The sequence below is a fragment of the Micromonospora profundi genome (assembly GCF_011927785.1).
Lineage (GTDB): Bacteria > Actinomycetota > Actinomycetes > Mycobacteriales > Micromonosporaceae > Micromonospora > Micromonospora profundi.
The window spans coordinates 1,092,934-1,110,141 of record NZ_JAATJK010000001.1; the positions used below are offsets into that span (position 1 = coordinate 1,092,934).

11 protein-coding genes are annotated in these 17,208 nt (G+C 68.1%); 7 read left to right on the forward strand and 4 right to left on the reverse strand.

Annotation, left to right across the window (positions count from 1 at the left end):
* Nucleotides 1–39: 39 nt before the first annotated feature.
* On the reverse strand, nucleotides 40–1,572 hold the full coding sequence (locus tag F4558_RS04915) for a M1 family metallopeptidase (protein WP_167943311.1): 1,533 nt from the start codon (nucleotides 1,570–1,572) through the stop codon (nucleotides 40–42).
* A gap of 201 nt (nucleotides 1,573–1,773) precedes the next feature.
* Here F4558_RS04915 and F4558_RS04920 point away from each other — a divergent pair, with 201 nt between their 5' ends.
* From F4558_RS04920 to F4558_RS31400, 3 genes are all read left to right on the forward strand, one after another.
* The gene (locus tag F4558_RS04920; protein WP_053658189.1) at nucleotides 1,774–2,571 is read left to right on the forward strand and encodes an SGNH/GDSL hydrolase family protein; all 798 of its coding nucleotides are present in this window, start codon (nucleotides 1,774–1,776) and stop codon (nucleotides 2,569–2,571) included.
* 155 nt (nucleotides 2,572–2,726) lie between these two features.
* Nucleotides 2,727–5,306 carry an FtsK/SpoIIIE domain-containing protein gene (locus F4558_RS04925; RefSeq protein WP_167943312.1) on the forward strand — a complete coding sequence of 860 codons (2,580 nt, stop codon included), beginning with the start codon at nucleotides 2,727–2,729 and terminating at the stop codon, nucleotides 5,304–5,306.
* Nucleotides 5,307–5,308: 2 nt separating this feature from the next.
* Nucleotides 5,309–6,226, forward strand: coding sequence for a hypothetical protein (locus tag F4558_RS31400; protein ID WP_167943313.1), 918 nt, complete (start codon nucleotides 5,309–5,311; stop codon nucleotides 6,224–6,226).
* Here F4558_RS31400 and F4558_RS04935 read toward each other — a convergent pair.
* The gene (locus tag F4558_RS04935) at nucleotides 6,196–7,275 is read right to left on the reverse strand and encodes a phosphotransferase family protein (RefSeq protein ID WP_167943314.1); all 1,080 of its coding nucleotides are present in this window, start codon (nucleotides 7,273–7,275) and stop codon (nucleotides 6,196–6,198) included. The genes F4558_RS31400 and F4558_RS04935 overlap by 31 nt on opposite strands.
* Nucleotides 7,276–7,463: 188 nt before the next feature.
* Here F4558_RS04935 and F4558_RS04940 point away from each other — a divergent pair, with 188 nt between their 5' ends.
* Genes F4558_RS04940 through F4558_RS04955 form a run of 4 tightly spaced genes read left to right on the forward strand, consistent with a single transcriptional unit; the run spans nucleotide 7,464 to nucleotide 15,998 of the window.
* On the forward strand, nucleotides 7,464–10,955 hold the full coding sequence (locus F4558_RS04940) for a DEAD/DEAH box helicase family protein (protein WP_167943315.1): 3,492 nt from the start codon (nucleotides 7,464–7,466) through the stop codon (nucleotides 10,953–10,955).
* Complete coding sequence (locus F4558_RS04945; protein ID WP_167943316.1) at nucleotides 10,952–12,349, forward strand: restriction endonuclease subunit S; 1,398 nt, start codon at nucleotides 10,952–10,954, stop codon at nucleotides 12,347–12,349. Before F4558_RS04940 ends, F4558_RS04945 begins: the two co-directional genes overlap by 4 nt.
* Nucleotides 12,346–13,869, forward strand: a complete 1,524-nt coding sequence (locus tag F4558_RS04950) for a type I restriction-modification system subunit M (protein WP_167943317.1) — start codon at nucleotides 12,346–12,348, stop codon at nucleotides 13,867–13,869. Before F4558_RS04945 ends, F4558_RS04950 begins: the two co-directional genes overlap by 4 nt.
* Before the next feature lie 41 nt (nucleotides 13,870–13,910).
* Nucleotides 13,911–15,998 carry an AIPR family protein gene (locus F4558_RS04955; protein WP_167943318.1) on the forward strand — a complete coding sequence of 696 codons (2,088 nt, stop codon included), beginning with the start codon at nucleotides 13,911–13,913 and terminating at the stop codon, nucleotides 15,996–15,998.
* A 202-nt stretch (nucleotides 15,999–16,200) separates the two neighbouring features.
* On the opposite strand, the gene F4558_RS04960 is transcribed toward F4558_RS04955, so the two are convergent.
* Together F4558_RS04960 and F4558_RS04965 are read right to left on the reverse strand one after the other, a co-directional pair.
* Nucleotides 16,201–16,608, reverse strand: a complete 408-nt coding sequence (locus F4558_RS04960) for a hypothetical protein (protein WP_167943319.1) — start codon at nucleotides 16,606–16,608, stop codon at nucleotides 16,201–16,203.
* Nucleotides 16,609–16,677: 69 nt separating this feature from the next.
* Nucleotides 16,678–17,145 carry a nitroreductase family deazaflavin-dependent oxidoreductase gene (locus tag F4558_RS04965; protein WP_167943320.1) on the reverse strand — a complete coding sequence of 156 codons (468 nt, stop codon included), beginning with the start codon at nucleotides 17,143–17,145 and terminating at the stop codon, nucleotides 16,678–16,680.
* Between the last annotated feature and the right edge of the window lie 63 nt (nucleotides 17,146–17,208).

Below are 17,208 nucleotides of genomic sequence, written 5' to 3' on the forward strand. Positions count from 1 at the left end.
CCGCGTGGGGCGGCGGGCCTTCCGGGTCGACGGACGGGACTAGTGCCTCAGCAGGTCGTGGGCCTCGCGGATCTTGGCCCAGGACTTCGGCTCGGCCGGCGGGCCGGCCTTGCGGGCGGCCGAGGCCACGTCCGGCCGGCCGGCGGTGAACAGCCAGGTGGTGAACAACTCGTCCAGGTCCAGTCCGGAGATCCGCTCGGCGAGGGCCTGGAACTGCGCGATGGTGCCGTTGCCGTAGCGGTGCTCGGCGGTCCAGGCCGGCAGGATCGCGAAGAACGCGTCGTCGCCGACCGCCAGCCGGAGCTGGTGCAGGGCCATCGCGCCCCTGTCGTAGACAGCGTCGTCGAAGATCCCCGCCGCACCCGGGTCGCCAGGCAGCACCTGCCAGAACTCCGAATCGGCCGGGTAGCTGGCGTAGGTGAAGTCGAAGACCTCCTGCGCGGTGCCCTCGCCCTGCTCCTCCGACCACAGCCACTCGGCGTACGAGGCGAAGCCCTCGTTGAGCCAGATGTCGCGCCACCCGGTCACCGACACCGAGTCACCGAACCACTGGTGGGCGTTCTCGTGGACCACCACGTACGTGTTGGCGCCGCGCCGCCAGAAGCCCGGGCCGTACACCGGTCGGGTCTGCGTTTCCAGGGCGAAGCTGATGCCGTCGACGGGCCCGGCCACGCCACCCTGCGCCTCGAACGGGTACGGGCCGAAGATCCCGCTCGCCCAGTCGACGATCTCGCCGGTCCGCTCGATGCTCGCCCGCGCGGCCGGCCCGAGCGCGCCCAGCGACGTGCTGTACGCGTTGATCACCGGCTGGCCGCCGGGCGTGGTGTCGGTGACGATGTCGTACTGGCCGATGGCCATGAAGGCCAGGTAGGTGGCGGTGGGGGAGGTGGTCCGCCAGATCCACCGGGTGCGGTTGCCGGGCTCGGCCAGCGGTGGCCGGGGCTGCACGCCGTTGCTGATCACCTCGACACCGGTGGGCACCGAGACCGAGATGTCGAATGTGGCCTTGTCCAGGGGATGATCGTTGCTCGGGAACCACCACCACGCCGACTCGGGCTCGTTGACAGCGAGCGCCCCGTCGTCGGTGCGCGTCCAGCCGGTGTAGCCACCGATGAGCGTCTCGGACGGGATTCCGTTGTAGCGCACCACGATCGTCAGCTGCTGACCCCGGGTGATCGTGCGGGCCGGGGTGACCACCAACTCGTGCGCGCCCTCGGTGCTGGTGCTGGCCTCCCAGCCGTTCACCCGCACCGACTCGACGTCGAGCAGGAAGTCCAGGTTGAAACGGGAGAGGTCCTGTGTCGCGGTGGCGAGGATCGTGGTGGTGCCGGTGAGCCGGTCGGTGGCCGGCTCGTAGCGCAGCCGGACGTCGTAGTGCGAGACGTCGTAGCCGCCGTTGCCGTAGTCGGGGAAATAGCTGTCGCCCAGGCCGGGCGCGCCGGGTTGCGGCGCGACCATGACGCTGGGCCGCCCCCAGGCGGTCGGCGCGGCCTGGCCGGGGGTGCCGGCGAGCATGGTGCCGGCGGTGGTGAGGGTCAGGGCGGCGGTGGCCGCCGTGAGGATTCGTCGCACCGGGTGGACTCCCTCCATCGAGTGTTCGCAGGGCCAACCTAATCGACGACCGTGAACGTCGCTGGCCCGCCGCGCGGTGCTGACGAGCTATTCCATTGATGTGCATGTTTCGCTAGCATTACCGCCTAGTAACAACTGTTCCGTCCCTGGCCACGCGCGCGGTCGCAGGATCCCACCACCCCTGTCCTGTGGAGGTCCGTCATGCCCCACCGCCCGCTGGCCCGCGCCCTCGCCGCGCTTGTCGCCCTCTTCGCCGCCGCCCTCGGCGCCGTGCTGGTTCCCGGCACCGCGCAGGCCGCCGCCGTCAACTACGTCGCGCTCGGCGACTCCTACTCCTCAGGTGTCGGCGCCGGCCCGTACGACACGTCGGGTTGCCTGCGCAGCCAGAAGTCGTACGCCCCGCTCTGGGCGGCCGCCCACGGCGTGACCAGCTTCAACTTCCGGGCCTGCGGCGGTGCGGTCACCGCCGACGTCCTCAACGACCAGGTGAGTGCGCTCAGCGCCAGCACCACACTTGTCACCATCACCATCGGTGGCAACGACGCCGGATTCGTCAACGTCATCACCAGTTGCCGGTTCGGCAGCACGTCGTCCTGCACCAACGCCGTAAACACCGCCAAGAGCTTCGCCACCTCGACGCTGCCCGCCCGGCTCGACGCCACGTACGCCGCCATCCGCAACCGGGCGCCCAACGCCCGACTGATCGTCCTGGGCTATCCGCGCCTGTTCGAGACGAACTCCTGCGGCTGGCTGGCGATGAGCACCTACAAGCGCACCATCCTCAACGAGGCGGCCGACGTGCTCGCCTCGGTCACCGCGAGCCGGGCCAGCGCGGCCGGCGCCACCTTCGCCGATACCCGCGGCTACTTCTCCGGGCACGGCGTCTGCGCCGGCGACCCGTGGATCAACGACATCTCGGGGATCATCGAGGCGTACCACCCGGACGCCGACGGCTACCGCTACGGCTACCTGCCGGCGCTGAACGCCGTCACCGGCTGACCCGTACCCAGTGCCCGGCGGTCGACGGTCCACCGCGGACCGTCGACCGCCGCGCGCCGACCCGACCCGTGTGCGCCGCGTCGGTACTGTGCCGGTGTCACCGCCGTCCGTTAGGGTTTCGGCGAACCGGACGGCCGTGGCGTGGGAGGCAGAGCGTGGGCAGGCTCGCGTCGGCGTACGGGCAGGCGGTCACCGCCCACCGGGCGGCCCGCGTCCACCTCGACACCGCCCGGGGCGCGCTCGGCGCGGCCCCGCCCCCCACCTCACCGGCTGGCGGAAGTGACCTGGTGGCCCGCCTCGCACGACTCGGCGGCACCCTCGCCACCCCGACACCGGGCGCCACCACAGTGACCGACGCCCCGGCCGCCGTCCGGGTCGGCGAGGCGTCCACTCCGGATGGCGGCTTCCCGGTGCTCGTGCCACTCGGCGGCGGGCACCACCTGGCGCTGGACACCGACGCCCGCGATCCCCGGGTCGCCGCGCTGCTGCGCGCGCTGGTGCTGCGGCTGGTCGCCACCGCGCCACCCGGGCACGTCCGGGTCGCCGGCATCGACACCGCCGCGCTGGGCGCGACGTTCGGTCCGTTGCGTCCGCTGCTCGACGCCGGTGTGCTCGACCCGCCGGCCAGCACCGACGCCGAGGTGACGGCCCTGCTGGCCGCCGCCGAACGCCACGCCCGCGCCGCGCAGCACGCCGAGCCGCACAACAGGCAACTGCTGCTTGTGGTGGCTACCGCCGCCCCACCGCCGCGCGAGTTGGCGCGGCTCGCCGCGCTCACCCACGCAGGCCCGGCCGCCGCCGTCTGCGTGCTGCTCGCCGGCCACCCGTCCCGGCTGCCCGGCGAGACCTCCCCGCCGCTGGGTGGCACCACCGCCATCCGGCTCACCGAGGGGTACGCGCACGTCGGCGACCCGCCCGGCATCCCGTTCAGCGTCGACGGGCAGGGCCTCGCCGCGCCCGTGCGGCTCGACGGCGATCCGCCCCCCGCCTCGGTACGCGCGCTCGCCGAGCACCTCGGCGCCGCCGCCCGGCGCACCGAAGCATTGCCCTTCGCCGACCTGCTGCCCGAGCGGCGCTGGGCCGAATCCGCAGGCAACGGCCTGCGGACCGTCATCGGCCGTGCCGGCTCCGGCCCGCTGACCGCAGCCGCCAACACCCCGCTGACGGGTGCCTTCGACACCCCACTGACTGTCGCCTTCGACGACGCCACCCCGCACTGGCTGGTGGGCGGGCGCACCGGCGCCGGCAAGACCGTCTTCCTCCTCGACGTCCTCTACGGGCTGGCCGCCCGCTACTCACCGGCTGAGCTTCAGCTCTACCTGCTCGACTTCAAGGAAGGTGTCAGCTTCACCGAGTTCGTGCCCACCGGGCGTGACCCGTCCTGGCTGCCGCACGCCCGCGCGGTCGGCATCGAGTCCGACCGCGAGTACGGCCTCGCCGTCCTTCGTGAACTGCGCCGGGAGGCACAGCGCCGGGCCACCACCTTCAAACGGCACGGCGTCACCAAACTCGCCGACCTGCCCCCGGCCAACGCGCTGCCGCGCATCGTGGCGGTCATCGACGAGTTCCACGTACTGCTCGCCGGCAACGACGCACTGGCCCGCGAGTCCGTCGACCTGCTGGAGGAGCTGGCCCGCAAGGGGCGCTCCTACGGCGTACACCTTGTGTTGGCCAGCCAGAGCATGACCGGCATCGAGGCCCTCTACGGGCGGGCCGAGGCGATCTTCGGGCAGTTCGCGTTGCGGGTGGCGCTGCCCGGCGGAGGTGGGGTGCTCGACCCGCTCAACGACGCCGCGGCGGCCCTGCCGATCGGCTCGGCCGTGGTCAACACCGCGGCCGGCGCGGTAGGCGCGGACACGGTGCTGCGTTTCCCCGACGCGCACGCCGCCGCCGCCGACCTCACCGCCCTGCGCCACGAGCTGTGGCAGGCCCGCCCGCCGGGCTCGCGCGCACCGGCGGTCTTCAAGGGGTACGAGGCGGCGCGCGTCGAGGACGATCCCACGTTCGCGGGGTTGCGCCCCGGTGGCCGCCGCCCGATGGCACTCGTCGGTCGGACTGTCGACGTGCACGGCACCACAGCGCTCTTCCTCATGGACAGCACTCCGGGCCGGCACCTCGCGGTCGTCGGCACCACACCGGGCGGCGCGGACGTGCTGCGTGCCGCGACACTCAGCCTGGCCCGCCAGCACATCCCGGGCGACGCACGGTTCCAGCTGGCCTCGCTGGTCAGCGCCGCCGACCCGGTCGTCGACGAGACCGAAGCGGCCCTGCGGGCAGCCGGTCACCCGGTGCACCGCCTGGACACCGCCGGGCTGCGCGACCGGATCGCCGCGTTGGCCGCCGAGCCGTCCGGCCGCGAATACCTTGTGGTGTTCGGCATGGACGCCGCCGCGCCGGTCCTCGCGGCGGCCGACCCGGTGACCTTCCGCTCCGGCCTGGACGACCTGCGTACCCTGCTGCGCCACGGCCCCGCCCAGGGTGTGCACCTGCTCGGCTGGTGGCGTGGGCTGCGCCGGCTCGCCGACGACCTCGGCGGCACACAGAACCGCGACGACGTCGCCTGCCTCGTCGCGCTCAACGTGCCCGGTCCGGAGTTGGCCCTGCACCTGGGCGTGCACGACCTGGCCTACACGCCGCGCGCCGACCGGGCGCTGCTTGTCGACAGGCACGACCAGCGCACCAGATTGATCGTGCCGTTCGCCCGGGACGGGCACGAGCCGGACGGGGAGCGGTGACGGTGTCCTTCGAGGAGTACGCGGCGTTGGCCCGACAGCTCGCCGAGCAGCGCCGCACCGTCGAGCGGGACGCCGCCGCCGAGTCCGAACGCCGCCGCGACCTGCACGCCACCGCCGACTACCTGCACCAGCGGTTGACCGCCCAGGGGCACCGCCTCGACCAGCTCGGCCGCGCGATCGGCATCGACCAGCCGGCGACCGCCCCTGCCGCCGACCCCGTGTCCGGGTCCGGCCCAGGCCCGGTGGCTGGCTCGGCTCCGGGGCCGGTTTCTGGCGCGGCCTCGGGTCACGTTCCCGGATCAGGGCTGTCGGCCGGGGACTCCGGCGTCCGGAGCGGGTCGTCCGGGGTGCCCGGACCGGGGGACGGCGGGTCCGCCGGCGTAGCCGGCCCGTCGGGGCGGTCGGGTGTCGAGGCGTACCCCCAGATGCCTGAGGCGCGGCTGGCGCTGCCGACGGCGGCGAGCCCGGCGGGCGTCGGGGTGCCGGCGCAGCGCGCGGCGGCGGTCGACCCGGCGATGGAGCTTGAGTTGGCGCGGCGGATGGCCGACGAGGCGGACCGCCACGGGCAGCAGGCCGAGTTGCTGGCCCAGCGGCCGGCGCTGCTGCCGACGTGGTCGCCGCTGGCGCGGGCTGTCGCCGTGTACGCCGGCTGCGGGGCGGCCGCCGGGGTGCTCATGCTGACGCTTGTGCTCGCCTCCGGCGTCGGCCTTGTCGACGGCTTCACGCTCGGCGCGTGGATCTGTGCCGGGCTGCCGGCGCTGGCGTTCTTCGGCGGTTACCTGGTGCTGGGCCGGTGGGGGAGGCCCCACACGGTGGCCGGCACCCCGCCGCGCTACCTGCCGTTGGGGTTCCTGATCTGCTTCCTGCTGGTGCCGCTGGGCTACTGCGCCTACCTTCTGCTGTTCCGCGCGCTGCGCTGAGCGCTCCCAGCCCGCCCCAGCTCGGTCAGCTCCTGATCCAGCAGGTCAGCCAGTCGCTCGAACCGCGCCAGGTGAGTCTCCCTGGTGATTCCCCGGCTGGGCATCTCGACTGTCATCAACAGGTACAGGTGCAGGCGGTAGAGGCTGAGTCGCCGCAGAGCGGCCTCGTCGAAGACCACCGGGCCGGGCGCGGCGGCGCGGTAGCCACGCAGGAACGGATGGTCGGGGTCGTCCTCGACCCGCCGGTACAGCAGTGGAGACACCAGGTCCATGAGCGGATCGCCGAAGAGGAACCGCTCGCCGTCGACAATGCCGCGCAGACGCAGGGTGCCAGCGGCGTCGGCGTCGGGTTCGGGTTCGGGTTCGGGTTCGGCGAGCAGGTTGCCGTCCCAGCCGTCGAAGTGCAGCAGCGACGGCCGGCGTACCTCATCGAGGGCTGACGCGTACCGCTCGGGCAGCTCGCGGATCCGTGCCGGCGAGGTGGGCAGCGGCACGTCCCAGTCCACAGCGTCGGCGAGCAGGCCGTCGAGCATTGCGGCGAAGGCCTGGCGCCACGTCGCACCGCTGGCCCGGCCGCCGTCGTACCCGTAGCGGTCGCCGCTGACCCGGTGCAGGGCGGCGATGGCGGCGCCGAAGTCGTAGCGGGCCGGGGCGTCGTCGAGGTGCCGCTCCGACTCCGACCACTCCCAGAGGGACCGTCCCGGCAACAGGCCGCTGACCAGCCACTCGCCGAGGTCCGGATCGGTGCCGTGGTGCAGCAGCGGTGGCACCGGCACCTGCGGCGCGTACGTGGCCACCAGGCGGAAGTATCGGGCCTCGGCGCCGCACAGGCCCCGCTCGTAGCGCAGCAGCGGTGCGTCGGGCGGCGGTGCCACCTTCAACACCACAGCGCGCCCGTCGTCGAGCGCCACCCGCCACACCGTCGCGAAGCCGCCACCTTCGAGCCGCCCGCAGTCCACCATGCGGCGGTCCGGGCCGAAGGACGCCTCGACATAACGCTGTACCTGAGCGCGGTCCAGCGACCGCTGGGTATGGCTGAGCCCTTCCACCTGTCGTCCCCGTCTCCCCGTCGTGACGCCCGCCAGAGTGCCAGAACCGCCGGCGAACCATCGCCCCGCTGCCGTCGGTCCCGCATTGACGCTGTCGGATAGGTGTCACCGCGCGTGGCGAGGGCTGTGCAGCGCCGTGATCTTCCCTATCCTGACGTGTTCACCGATGGCTAGCGACGTGGAGTGTCGTGGATCCTCGACAGGTACGACGTCTGGCAGAGCAGTCCGCCAACTTCGGGTTTCTCAAGGAGCACCCGCTACTGGTCTGGTACGGAGCGGGTGCTGAGCTGCTCGTTTATGTCGACGCCCAGGCCGCGATGTTCAAGATCCGTGCCTTCGGTGACGAGTTGGCCAAGGATCTCGTCCGCCGCACCGGTGCGAAGCCGCAGAAGAACGACTTCTACCACCGGGTTCAAGCGCTGTATAGCGACGGCACCCTGGTCGCGGAGACCTATCACGCGTTCGACCGCCTTCGTGATCAGGGCAACAAGGCCGTACACGATCATCTGGGTGAGGTACGTGCGGCGCTCGACATGCTGCGCACCTGCTTCGAGCTGGGCGTCTGGTTCCACCGGGCGTTGACCGGCGACAGGACTGCGCTTGGTTTCGTGCCGCCGTCTCCGCCGCCCCGTCAGGTGTCGCAGAGCATCGCGGACGGGCTCCAGGCGGAGATCCAGCGTTACAAGGACGAGCTGGCACAGACCAAGCTCCTGCTGGAGGGCAAGGCGTCGCTGGCGCAGGCCCAGGCCGATGCGATGGTCGCCGCGGATCGTGCCGTTCGCGATGCCGATGCCCGTCGTGATCAGGCCGCCGCCCTGGTGGCGAGCTTGGCACCGTCCGCCGAGGCGGAGCAGGCGGCGCTCGACAGCAAGGGGACACCGAAAGTCTCGGCCGCTCGCCGGGAGGAGTTCATCGCCCGCGCGCGTCGCGCCTCACACGAACCGCTCAACGAGATGCAAACCCGGGTCGAGATCGACCGGCAGTTGGGCGCCGCCGGCTGGATCGTCCAGGACGAGGCCCAGATCAATCTGTACGCGGGGACCGGCGTCGCCGTCCGCGAGGTGACCCTGGCGACTGGTCGGGCCGATTATCTGCTCTACGTCAACCAGCGGCTGGTCGGCGTGATCGAGGCCAAGCGGGAGGGGACCGCGCCGCGTGGCGTCGAGGCGCAACTCGACCGCTACCTCAACGGTCTCACTGCCGAGCAGAAGCTCGCTGCGTGGCACCGGAACGACCCGCTGCCCTTCGGCTATGTCGCTACGGGCACCGAGACGGCTTTCGTCAACCGGCTCGACCCGTTTCCACGTACCCGTGAGGTCTTTGCCTTTCACCGGCCCGAGACGTTCGCGCGGTGGATGCGGGAGGCCGACGACGATCCGGCGGCACCGACGTTGCGGGCCCGGCTGCGGCGGATGCCGGCGCTGGACCGCCTGGGCCTGCGGCCCGCTCAGGTGGACGCCATCGACGGTCTGGAACGTTCGCTCGCCGAGGATCGGCCGCGCTCGCTGATCCAGATGGCGACAGGTGCCGGCAAGACGTTCACAGCGGTCACCAGCAGCTACCGGCTGCTCAAGCACGCCCGCGCCACCCGGATTCTGTTCCTCGTCGACCGCAACAACCTCGGCAAACAGACCCTTCGGGAGTACGCGGGCTACCAGACCCCGGACGACGGGCGGAAGTTCACCGAACTGCACAACGTCGACCGGCTCTCCGGTGCCGGCATGCTCGACTCATCCGCCGTGGTCATCTCCACCATTCAGCGGCTCTACGGCGCGCTGCGCGGCGACGACCTGCCGGACCCCGACCTCGACGACCGGGCGTACGACGACTACGAGTTGGACGAGCCGGCCGAGGTCGCCTACAACCGACAGCTCCCGCCGGAGACTTTCGACCTCATCGTGGTCGACGAGTGTCACCGCTCGATCTACGGCAAGTGGCGGGGCGTCATCGAGTACTTCGATGCCTTCGTGGTCGGGCTGACCGCGACGCCGGTCAAACAGACGCTGGGTTTCTTCCAGCAGAACCTGGTCTCCGAGTACACCTACGAGCAGGCGGTCGCCGACGGGGTGAACGTCAGCTTCGACGTGTACCGGATCAAGACGGAGATCACCGAGAAGGGCGCCGACATCGAGGCTGGTACGGTCGTGCCGCTGCGTGACCGCCGCACCCGGGCCGAGCGCTACCAGGAGCTGGAAGACGACTTCACGTACGGCGGCAGCCAGGTCGGGCGGTCGGTCATCTCGAAAGGGCAGCTCAAGCTGGTGCTGGAAACCTTCCGGGAGAAGCTGTTCACGGAGATCTTCCCTGGCCGCTCGACCGTGCCCAAGACGCTGATCTTCGCGCGGGACGACAACCACGCCGAGGAAATCGTGCAGATGGTGCGGCTCGTCTTCGGGCGGGGCAACGACTTCGCCGCGAAGATCACGTACGCCTCGCGTAAGGGTGGCGACAACCCGGACACCCTCATCCAGGCGTTCCGCAACAGCCCGGAGCTGCGCATCGCGGTTACCGTCGACATGATCGCCACTGGCACCGACGTACGCCCATTGGAGTGCGTCTTCTTCCTCCGGCCGGTCCGCAGCGCCACCTACTTCGAGCAGATGAAAGGGCGTGGCGCTCGCACCATCGACGCCGCCGAGTTCCAGGCCGTCACCCCTGACGCCGAGGTGAAGGACCGGTTCGTCATCGTCGACGCGGTGGGCGTCACCGAAGCCGATCTGGACGAGGCGGTGCCGCTGCAACGGCACACGGAACGGCAGATCTCACTGCGCGACCTGCTCAAGAAGGCAGGCACCCTGACCGCCGACTCAGACGAGGTAGCCACCCTCGCCGCCCGGCTGGCAAGGCTGGAGCAGCAGCTGACCGACGACGAGCGCGCGGAGCTGGCGGCCCTCGCCGACCAGCCGCTCACCGGCATCGTGCGGGGCTTGGTCGACGCGGTCGCCCCCGAGCAGCTCAACCCCGCCAAGGAAGCCGGCCCGGACGCCGTACGCGACCTGCTGGCCGGGGCGCTGCGTCCGCTTGCCGCGAACCCGGCGCTGCGCGAACGCATCCTGGAGATCCGCCGCGCGCACGACATCACCATCGACGAGGTGAACGCCGACAAGCTCATCTCGGCGGCCGGCGTGCCGCCCGAGGAACGCGCCCAGGTCACCGTCAAGAGCTGGCACGACTATCTGGAGGAGCACCGGGACGAGATCACCGCTTTGCAGGTCTTCTACGAAGGGCGGGGGAGAGTCGGGTACGCCCAGCTCAAAGAACTGGCGGCGCGGATCGCCCGGCCGCCGCAGGCGTGGACGCCCGAGTCCTTGTGGAAGTCGTACGTGCTGCTCGGCCGCACCGCCGAGGCGTCCGGCAGCAGGGGAGTGACCGACCTTGTCAGCCTTATCAGGTATGAGTTGGGGCTCGACCAGGAGCTGCGCCCGTACCGCAGCCTTGTCGAGGAGCGCTTCCGTGGGTGGCTGCTCCGGCAGGAACAGTCAGGCGCTACGTTCACTGCCGACCAGGCGTGGTGGCTGGAGAGGATCAAGGACGTGATAGCGGTCAGCGTGGAGATCACCCCCGACGATCTGGAGGGCGCGCCGTTCAGCGAGCGGGGCGGGATCGACGGGTACGCGGGCGCGTTCGGCAAGCGCGCCGAGCCATTACTGAACGAGCTGAACCAGGAGCTGTCCGCGTGACCGACCTGCCCAAGGGCTGGGCTCAGGTGACGCTCGGTGAGGTTGCGCTGTCGGTGAAGAACGGCATCTTTGTATCCAGGCCCGGGACTCAACCAGACGGCGTCCCAATCCTTCGGGTCAGCGCTGTCCGACCAGGGTCGTTGCAGCTGGACGACGTTCGTTACACCGGCATGGATCGCGACTCTCTCGCCCAGTCTGATGCCCTGCTCGCATCTGGCGATCTCCTCTTCACGCGCTATAACGGGAACATTGATTACGTTGGCGCTTGCGCTGTGGTGCCAGACACTGCGAGGGCCCTCACCTACCCGGATAAACTAATCCGTGTTCGAGTTGATGCCGAACTTGCCGATCCGTTTTACATCGGATACGCGTTCGAAAGTCCGCAAGTCCGATCATTCGTGCGTTCGGTTGCGCGCACTACCGCCGGCCAGGCTGGCATCTCCGGCTCAAGCCTGAAGTCAGTGCCAATTCTGTTGCCGCCCCTCGCCGAGCAGCGCCGTATCGTTGCCGATCTTGGTGCCTTTTTAGCCCACCTTAAAAGGGGGCGCGATGCGGTAACCTCCGCCGAAGGTCGGGTTTTTATCCTGCGAAAGGCGCACCTTCGAGAGCTTAGGGACCGAGCAGTCGCGGCCGGCGGCGTACTCACTCGAATAGGTGCGATAGCCGATACGTCGCTTGGGAAGATGCTTGACTCAGCTAGAAATCAAGGTGAGCCGACTCCATATCTTCGTAACATAAATGTCCGATGGGGCCACATAGATCTAACTCAGGTCTCCACCGTGCCCATGTCGGCTGACGAGCGGCTGCGCTTCAACCTACTTCCGGGCGACTTGTTGCTGTGCGAAGGCGGTGAGCCGGGGCGATGTGCTGTTTGGAGTGGGGAGGTAGCGACCATGACCTACCAAAAGGCTCTTCATAGACTTCGCGTGCGGCCGGGACTGGAGCCCCAATGGTTGGCGCTGGCTCTTGAAGAAGCGGTGCTTAACAAGCGCACAGCTCATCTTGAAACCGGCTCTACAATTAAGCACCTACCTCAGGAAAAGCTGCGACAAGTTGAGGTTGTCGTTCCGGATATCGAAATTCAACGGCGACTTGTAAGCGAGTTTGCGGCCATCGAGAGCGGGATTGATGCAGTCGTTAAAGCTTGTCGGGAAGCTAAGAGTCGGGGCGAAATCTTGAAGCGGATGCTTCTCGCGGCGACCTTGGCGGGGCGGCTTTGGTCGCAGAATTCCAACGATGTGCCGGCGTCGGAGCTGCTCGCGCGCATCAAGGCCAAACGAGCAGCCGCATTGCCAAAGCAGAAGACGCGCTCCCGGCGTACCCAGAGAGAGTTGGCGGCTCCGCCGACCAGGGTGACCGGCGACGACTACCAGCAGGAGGCACTGCCGCTGTGAGCACTCTGGATTCTCGCCGGTTGGTGCAGAAGCTGTGGAACTACTGCGACGTGCTGCGTGACGACGGTGTCTCGACCATCGACTACGTGGAGCAGTTGACGTTCCTGCTCTTCCTCAAGATGGCCGACGAGCGGGCCAATCGATCGATCCGACCGGAGCAGATCGTGCCCGACGAGCTGAGCTGGCAGACGCTGCTCGATTCCGAGGGCAAGAAGCTTGAGGCCCAGTACCGGAACGTTCTCGAAGAGCTGGCCCTGGAAGGCGGCACCCTGGGCACGATCTTCCGCAAGGCACAGAACAAGATCCAGGACCCGGCGAAGCTCAAGCGGCTCATCGTCGACCTGATCGACAAGGAGGAGTGGTCCAGCACCGGGGTAGACGTCAAGGGCGATGCCTACGAGGAGCTGCTCGCCAAGGGTGCCGAGGACGCCAAGTCGGGTGCCGGGCAGTACTTCACCCCACGTGCGCTGACTGCCGCCATGGTCGACTGCATGCAACCCACCCCCGATGACACCATCACCGACCCGGCGTGCGGTACCGGCGGCTTCCTGCTCGCCGCGTTCGATTTCATCCAGCAGCACCACGGCAGTGACCTGACCCCGGACCAGCGGCGGCGGCTCGCCAACGGCGCGATCACCGGCACGGAATTGGTCGACGGCACCGCACGGCTGGCCGCGATGAACATGCTGCTGCACGGCATCGGCACCCCCAGTGGCGATTCTCTGATCACCATCGGGGATGCGCTCGGCAAGGAGCCGGACCGCCGCTACAGTCTGGTCCTCGCGAACCCGCCGTTCGGCCGTAGCTCCTCGATCCGGATGATTGGCGAGGACGGCCGCTCCACGCGTGAAGAGCGGGAGATCGAGCGGAACGACTTCTGGGCCACCACCGCCAACAAGCAGCTCAACTTCGTCCAGCACATCGCCTCGCTGCTGGAGATCGACGGTCGGGCCGCGGTTGTCCTGCCGGACAACGTGCTCTTCGAGGGCGGCGCGGGGGAGACGATCCGCCGCCGACTGCTCAAGCAGTACGACCTGCACACCATGCTGCGCCTGCCCACCGGCATCTTCTACGCCGGTGGGGTTAAGGCTAACGTGCTCTTCTTCGAGCGCAAGCGCGCCCGCGAGGAGCCGTGGACGCAGAAACTGTGGGTGTACGACTTCCGCACCAACCAGCACTTCACTCTCAAGCAGAACCCGCTACGTCGTGAACATCTCCAGGATTTCGTCGACTGCTACCTGCCGGGCAAGGACCGCGCCGAGCGGGTCGAAACCGAGCGGTTCCGGCCCTTCTCCTACGAGGAGTTGATCGCCCGCGACAAGGTGAACCTCGACATCACCTGGCTCAAGGACGCGTCCCTGGAGGACGCCGACGCCCTGCTGCCGCCAGAAGTCATCGCGCAGGAGATCGTCGAGGACCTGGAGTCGGCGCTTCGTGAGTTCGCCGCCATCGCTGAGGCTCTCGGTGCGGCCGGAGCCGGAGGAGATGCTGCCCCCGCCCGGCCAGCATCGCTGGATTAACCAACGTTGCCAGTGATCGAGCTAGCATAGAAGGGCGCCGGATGATGAATCCCCTCCAGGTGCGGCACGTCCGCGAATCATTAATGCGCCAGTTCGAGGATTGTGTCGACCTCAGTGACATTGATGACAAGGCGCCACCGCGGCACCGTGAGCAAGCTTTCCTGTCTCGGGCGCTAGCGGCGATGGCGGTCCAGCACCTCGCCGGTACTGGTTCGATGGAGGCAGCCGCCGCCGTAATTGATGGCTTCGATGACTGGGGAATTGATGCGGTCGCGGTAAGCAAGGATGCGCCACATGTGTGGCTGGTCCAAGCTAAGTGGAGCGACAACGGCAATGCAACGCTGGACCAAGCAAGCGCCCTGAAGTTCAAGCAGGGTTTCGACCTGCTGCTGCGCGAGGAGTACGCCCGATTCAATAAGCGCTTCCAGGCGCTCGCTGATGAGGTCGACAAAGCATTTGCGGAAGGTGACGTGAAGATCACCTTGGTTATCGCTTTGCTGGGCCGTCCAGTGCTTGCTGACGCGGTCGATTACGTTCTGCATCAGGCATGCAAGGAAACTGAGCCGATGACGGATGTGAAAGTCATGGGGTTGGTTGATTTTCACGATATTGTCCGCTCGGGTGTCGATGGGCCAAAAATCGACATCACTGCTCGCCTCGACGGGTGTGCATCAGTGGCGGAGCCGTTTAAGGCTTACTACGGAACCATGTATGCCAGCGAGGTGGCTTCTTGGTACGACGATCACGGCGACCGGTTGTTTGCTAAGAACATTCGAACGTCGCTTGGGGTCACCGCGGTTAACCGAAGCATCACCGAGACGCTGGTGAAGCGTCCCGATCATTTCTGGTACTTCAATAATGGAATAACCGTGCTTTGCGACAGCGTTCGCCGTACTGCAAAATTCGCTAATACTGCCGGAGGTCCAGGGGACTTCGTCTTAAGTGGAGTCAGTGTGGTTAACGGTGCCCAAACAGTGGCTGCGATGCATGCTGCCGTTAAGCAGGCGCCCGAGGTGGCAGCCTCAGGTCGGGTGTGGGTGCGCCTCATCTCGCTTGAAGATTGCCCCGACGGTTTCGCCACCGAAGTGACGCAGGCGACCAACACGCAGAACCAGGTCAAGGCCCGTGATTACGCCGCGCTTGACGAACGGCAGTCGAAACTGCGAGATGACTTCGCCCTGTCGCTGCAGAAGGCTTACGTGTACAAGCGTGGTGACACAGACCCTGCGCCTGATGCTGGATGCTCCATCGTTGAGGCTGCCACCGCTCTGTCCTGTGCTCATCGGAACCCAGAGTTGGCGATGCGCGCAAAGCAGAACCAGGAACTCCTGTGGGAATTCGGCACGAACGGAAGCTATCGTCTGCTCTTTGGTTCTCAGCCGAGTGCTTATCGAGTGTGGCGATCTGTCCTGCTCCTCCGGGCTGTTCAAGCGCACCTGAGCGAAGGCGCTCGGACTCGAGAAGGGCGAGCAGTTCAGGTTTCTGAACATGGTGACCTGCTGATAGTTCACCTGGTTATGCAGCAACTTGCCGACGAACCTTTCGATGACCAAAACGCTGATTGGCGACCCGTGCTGGATCGAGCCGTGGACCTATCGGAAATCGCGCTTGAATGGTTGATCCATCATTTTGATGCCGAGTACCCGGCAAGCTCCGCTCTGGTCACGTTCAAGCATCCACAAAAATGTCGCCAGCTAGTAGCTTTGGTGCTCGAATCTCTTCGAAGTGGCCAGCCGCGTCCGGATCTTCCTGCCGAATACAGTCCCACGCCAAGAGAGACCGAACGGAAGGCGGCAGCGGTCGTTGTCATCGTCAACTCGGGCCGCGTGGCCGACGGTGCGCCGGTGGAATTCCGGCCGGTGACCAGCCCGGAACGGAAAGCCTTGTTGCCATGGATCGACGAAGACCCGCGACGAGGGCAGGCCACTTGGGTGAACGACCGACGTCGGCCGCTGCTGTGGGCTGCGGACGGCGAGCAATATTCGCCGACAGGGTTAACCATGAAGATGCTGAAGACGGCGCCGGGCGAGCCGCCGAAGGCCGTTCAGGGAACGACACGATGGTTCGTGCCAGGGTCGGGTTCGTTGGCGCAAATTGCTGCGGAGATCCGCTCCACAGAGATCGATTAGCTTCCTGGCGACTGCCCTTGCCGCGTAACGGCGGCAGGTGCATTGCTGCCAGAGAAGCTGCCTCGGTCGTCCCATGGAGTCGATCGGCAGGTGTTGGGCGCGGCCATGTAATCGGTCTAGTTGAGCGAGATGCCGCCCCGTTGGTCTCCGCGCCTGGCATGTGGGCTCTCGGTCCGCCTGTCCCCGGCGAGCTTTCGAGAGCTCAGCGGGTGATGCGGATGGTCTGTTCGAAGTTCGCGTAGTCACAGCCGTTGTCGCCGCAGACCTCGGCGTTTCCGCCGATCAGCGCCTCGCCGTTGTGCAGGACGCGCCCACCCTCCGACACCCACGCCCGGCCGGTCGCGGTTCGCGGTTCACCGGCGCAGGAGAGGGGTGCCCAGCCGGAGGCGTACGCCACAGTGTTGCCCGAGCGCTGCCTGATGATCAGCTCGGTGCCGCCGGACATGCCGGCCGGGCAGGTGACGGTGAGGGTGATGTCCAGGGCGACGCCCTTCGCGACGAGGGTCGCGGACGTGACCTCGATGGTGCTCGCCGCGCTCGCCGGCGACGGCGTCAGCAGGGCGAACAGTGACAACCCGAGCAGGGCGATGGTGGTGGTGATGCGGCGCACGGCGGTTCTCCTTGTCCGGAGTGGGTGCTTACCTGCGGTCACCGTAGCCGTCGGCGGTGCTCACATCCATCAATCGATAGTGGATTGTTCAGTGGACGTGCGCTCGATGATGACGACCGGGATCTCGCGGTCGGTCTCCTTCTCGTAGCGGGCGTACGTCGGGAAGACCTCCGTCATCACCGGCCACAACCGGACCCGCTCCTCGGCGGTCGCCGTACGCGCCCGAGCGGCGAACCGTTCGGCACCCACCTGGATGTCCACTCTCGGATCCGCGCTGAGGTTCAAATACCAGGCGGGGTGCCTGGCCGAACCCCCGTTGGACGCGACCAGCACGTGGTCGTCGCCGTCGCGGCCGTACATCAACGCGGTGCGGCGCAGCTTGCCCGACCGGCGTCCGCGGGTGGTGAGCAGCAGCGAGGGTACGCCGTGGAAGGTGCCCCCGTCGGCGCCGTCGGTCTCGACGTAGCGCCGGATGTGGCTGGCGACCCAGCCGACCGGGCTGTCCTCGATCGTCTCGTGCTGGTCCTGCGCGGTCACGCCATCCCCTCCGTCATCGAACCCGGGCCGGTCGATCAGCCCTGTCGATCATATGTGGAGGTT

Excerpts from the sequence above, each read along its gene's own strand:
- F4558_RS04920 (WP_053658189.1), top strand. The coding sequence starts at position 1,774 with ATGCCCCACCGCCCGCTGGCCCGCGCCCTCGCCGCGCTTGTCGCCCTC.
- F4558_RS04955 (WP_167943318.1), top strand. The coding sequence starts at position 13,911 with ATGATGAATCCCCTCCAGGTGCGGCACGTCCGCGAATCATTAATGCGC.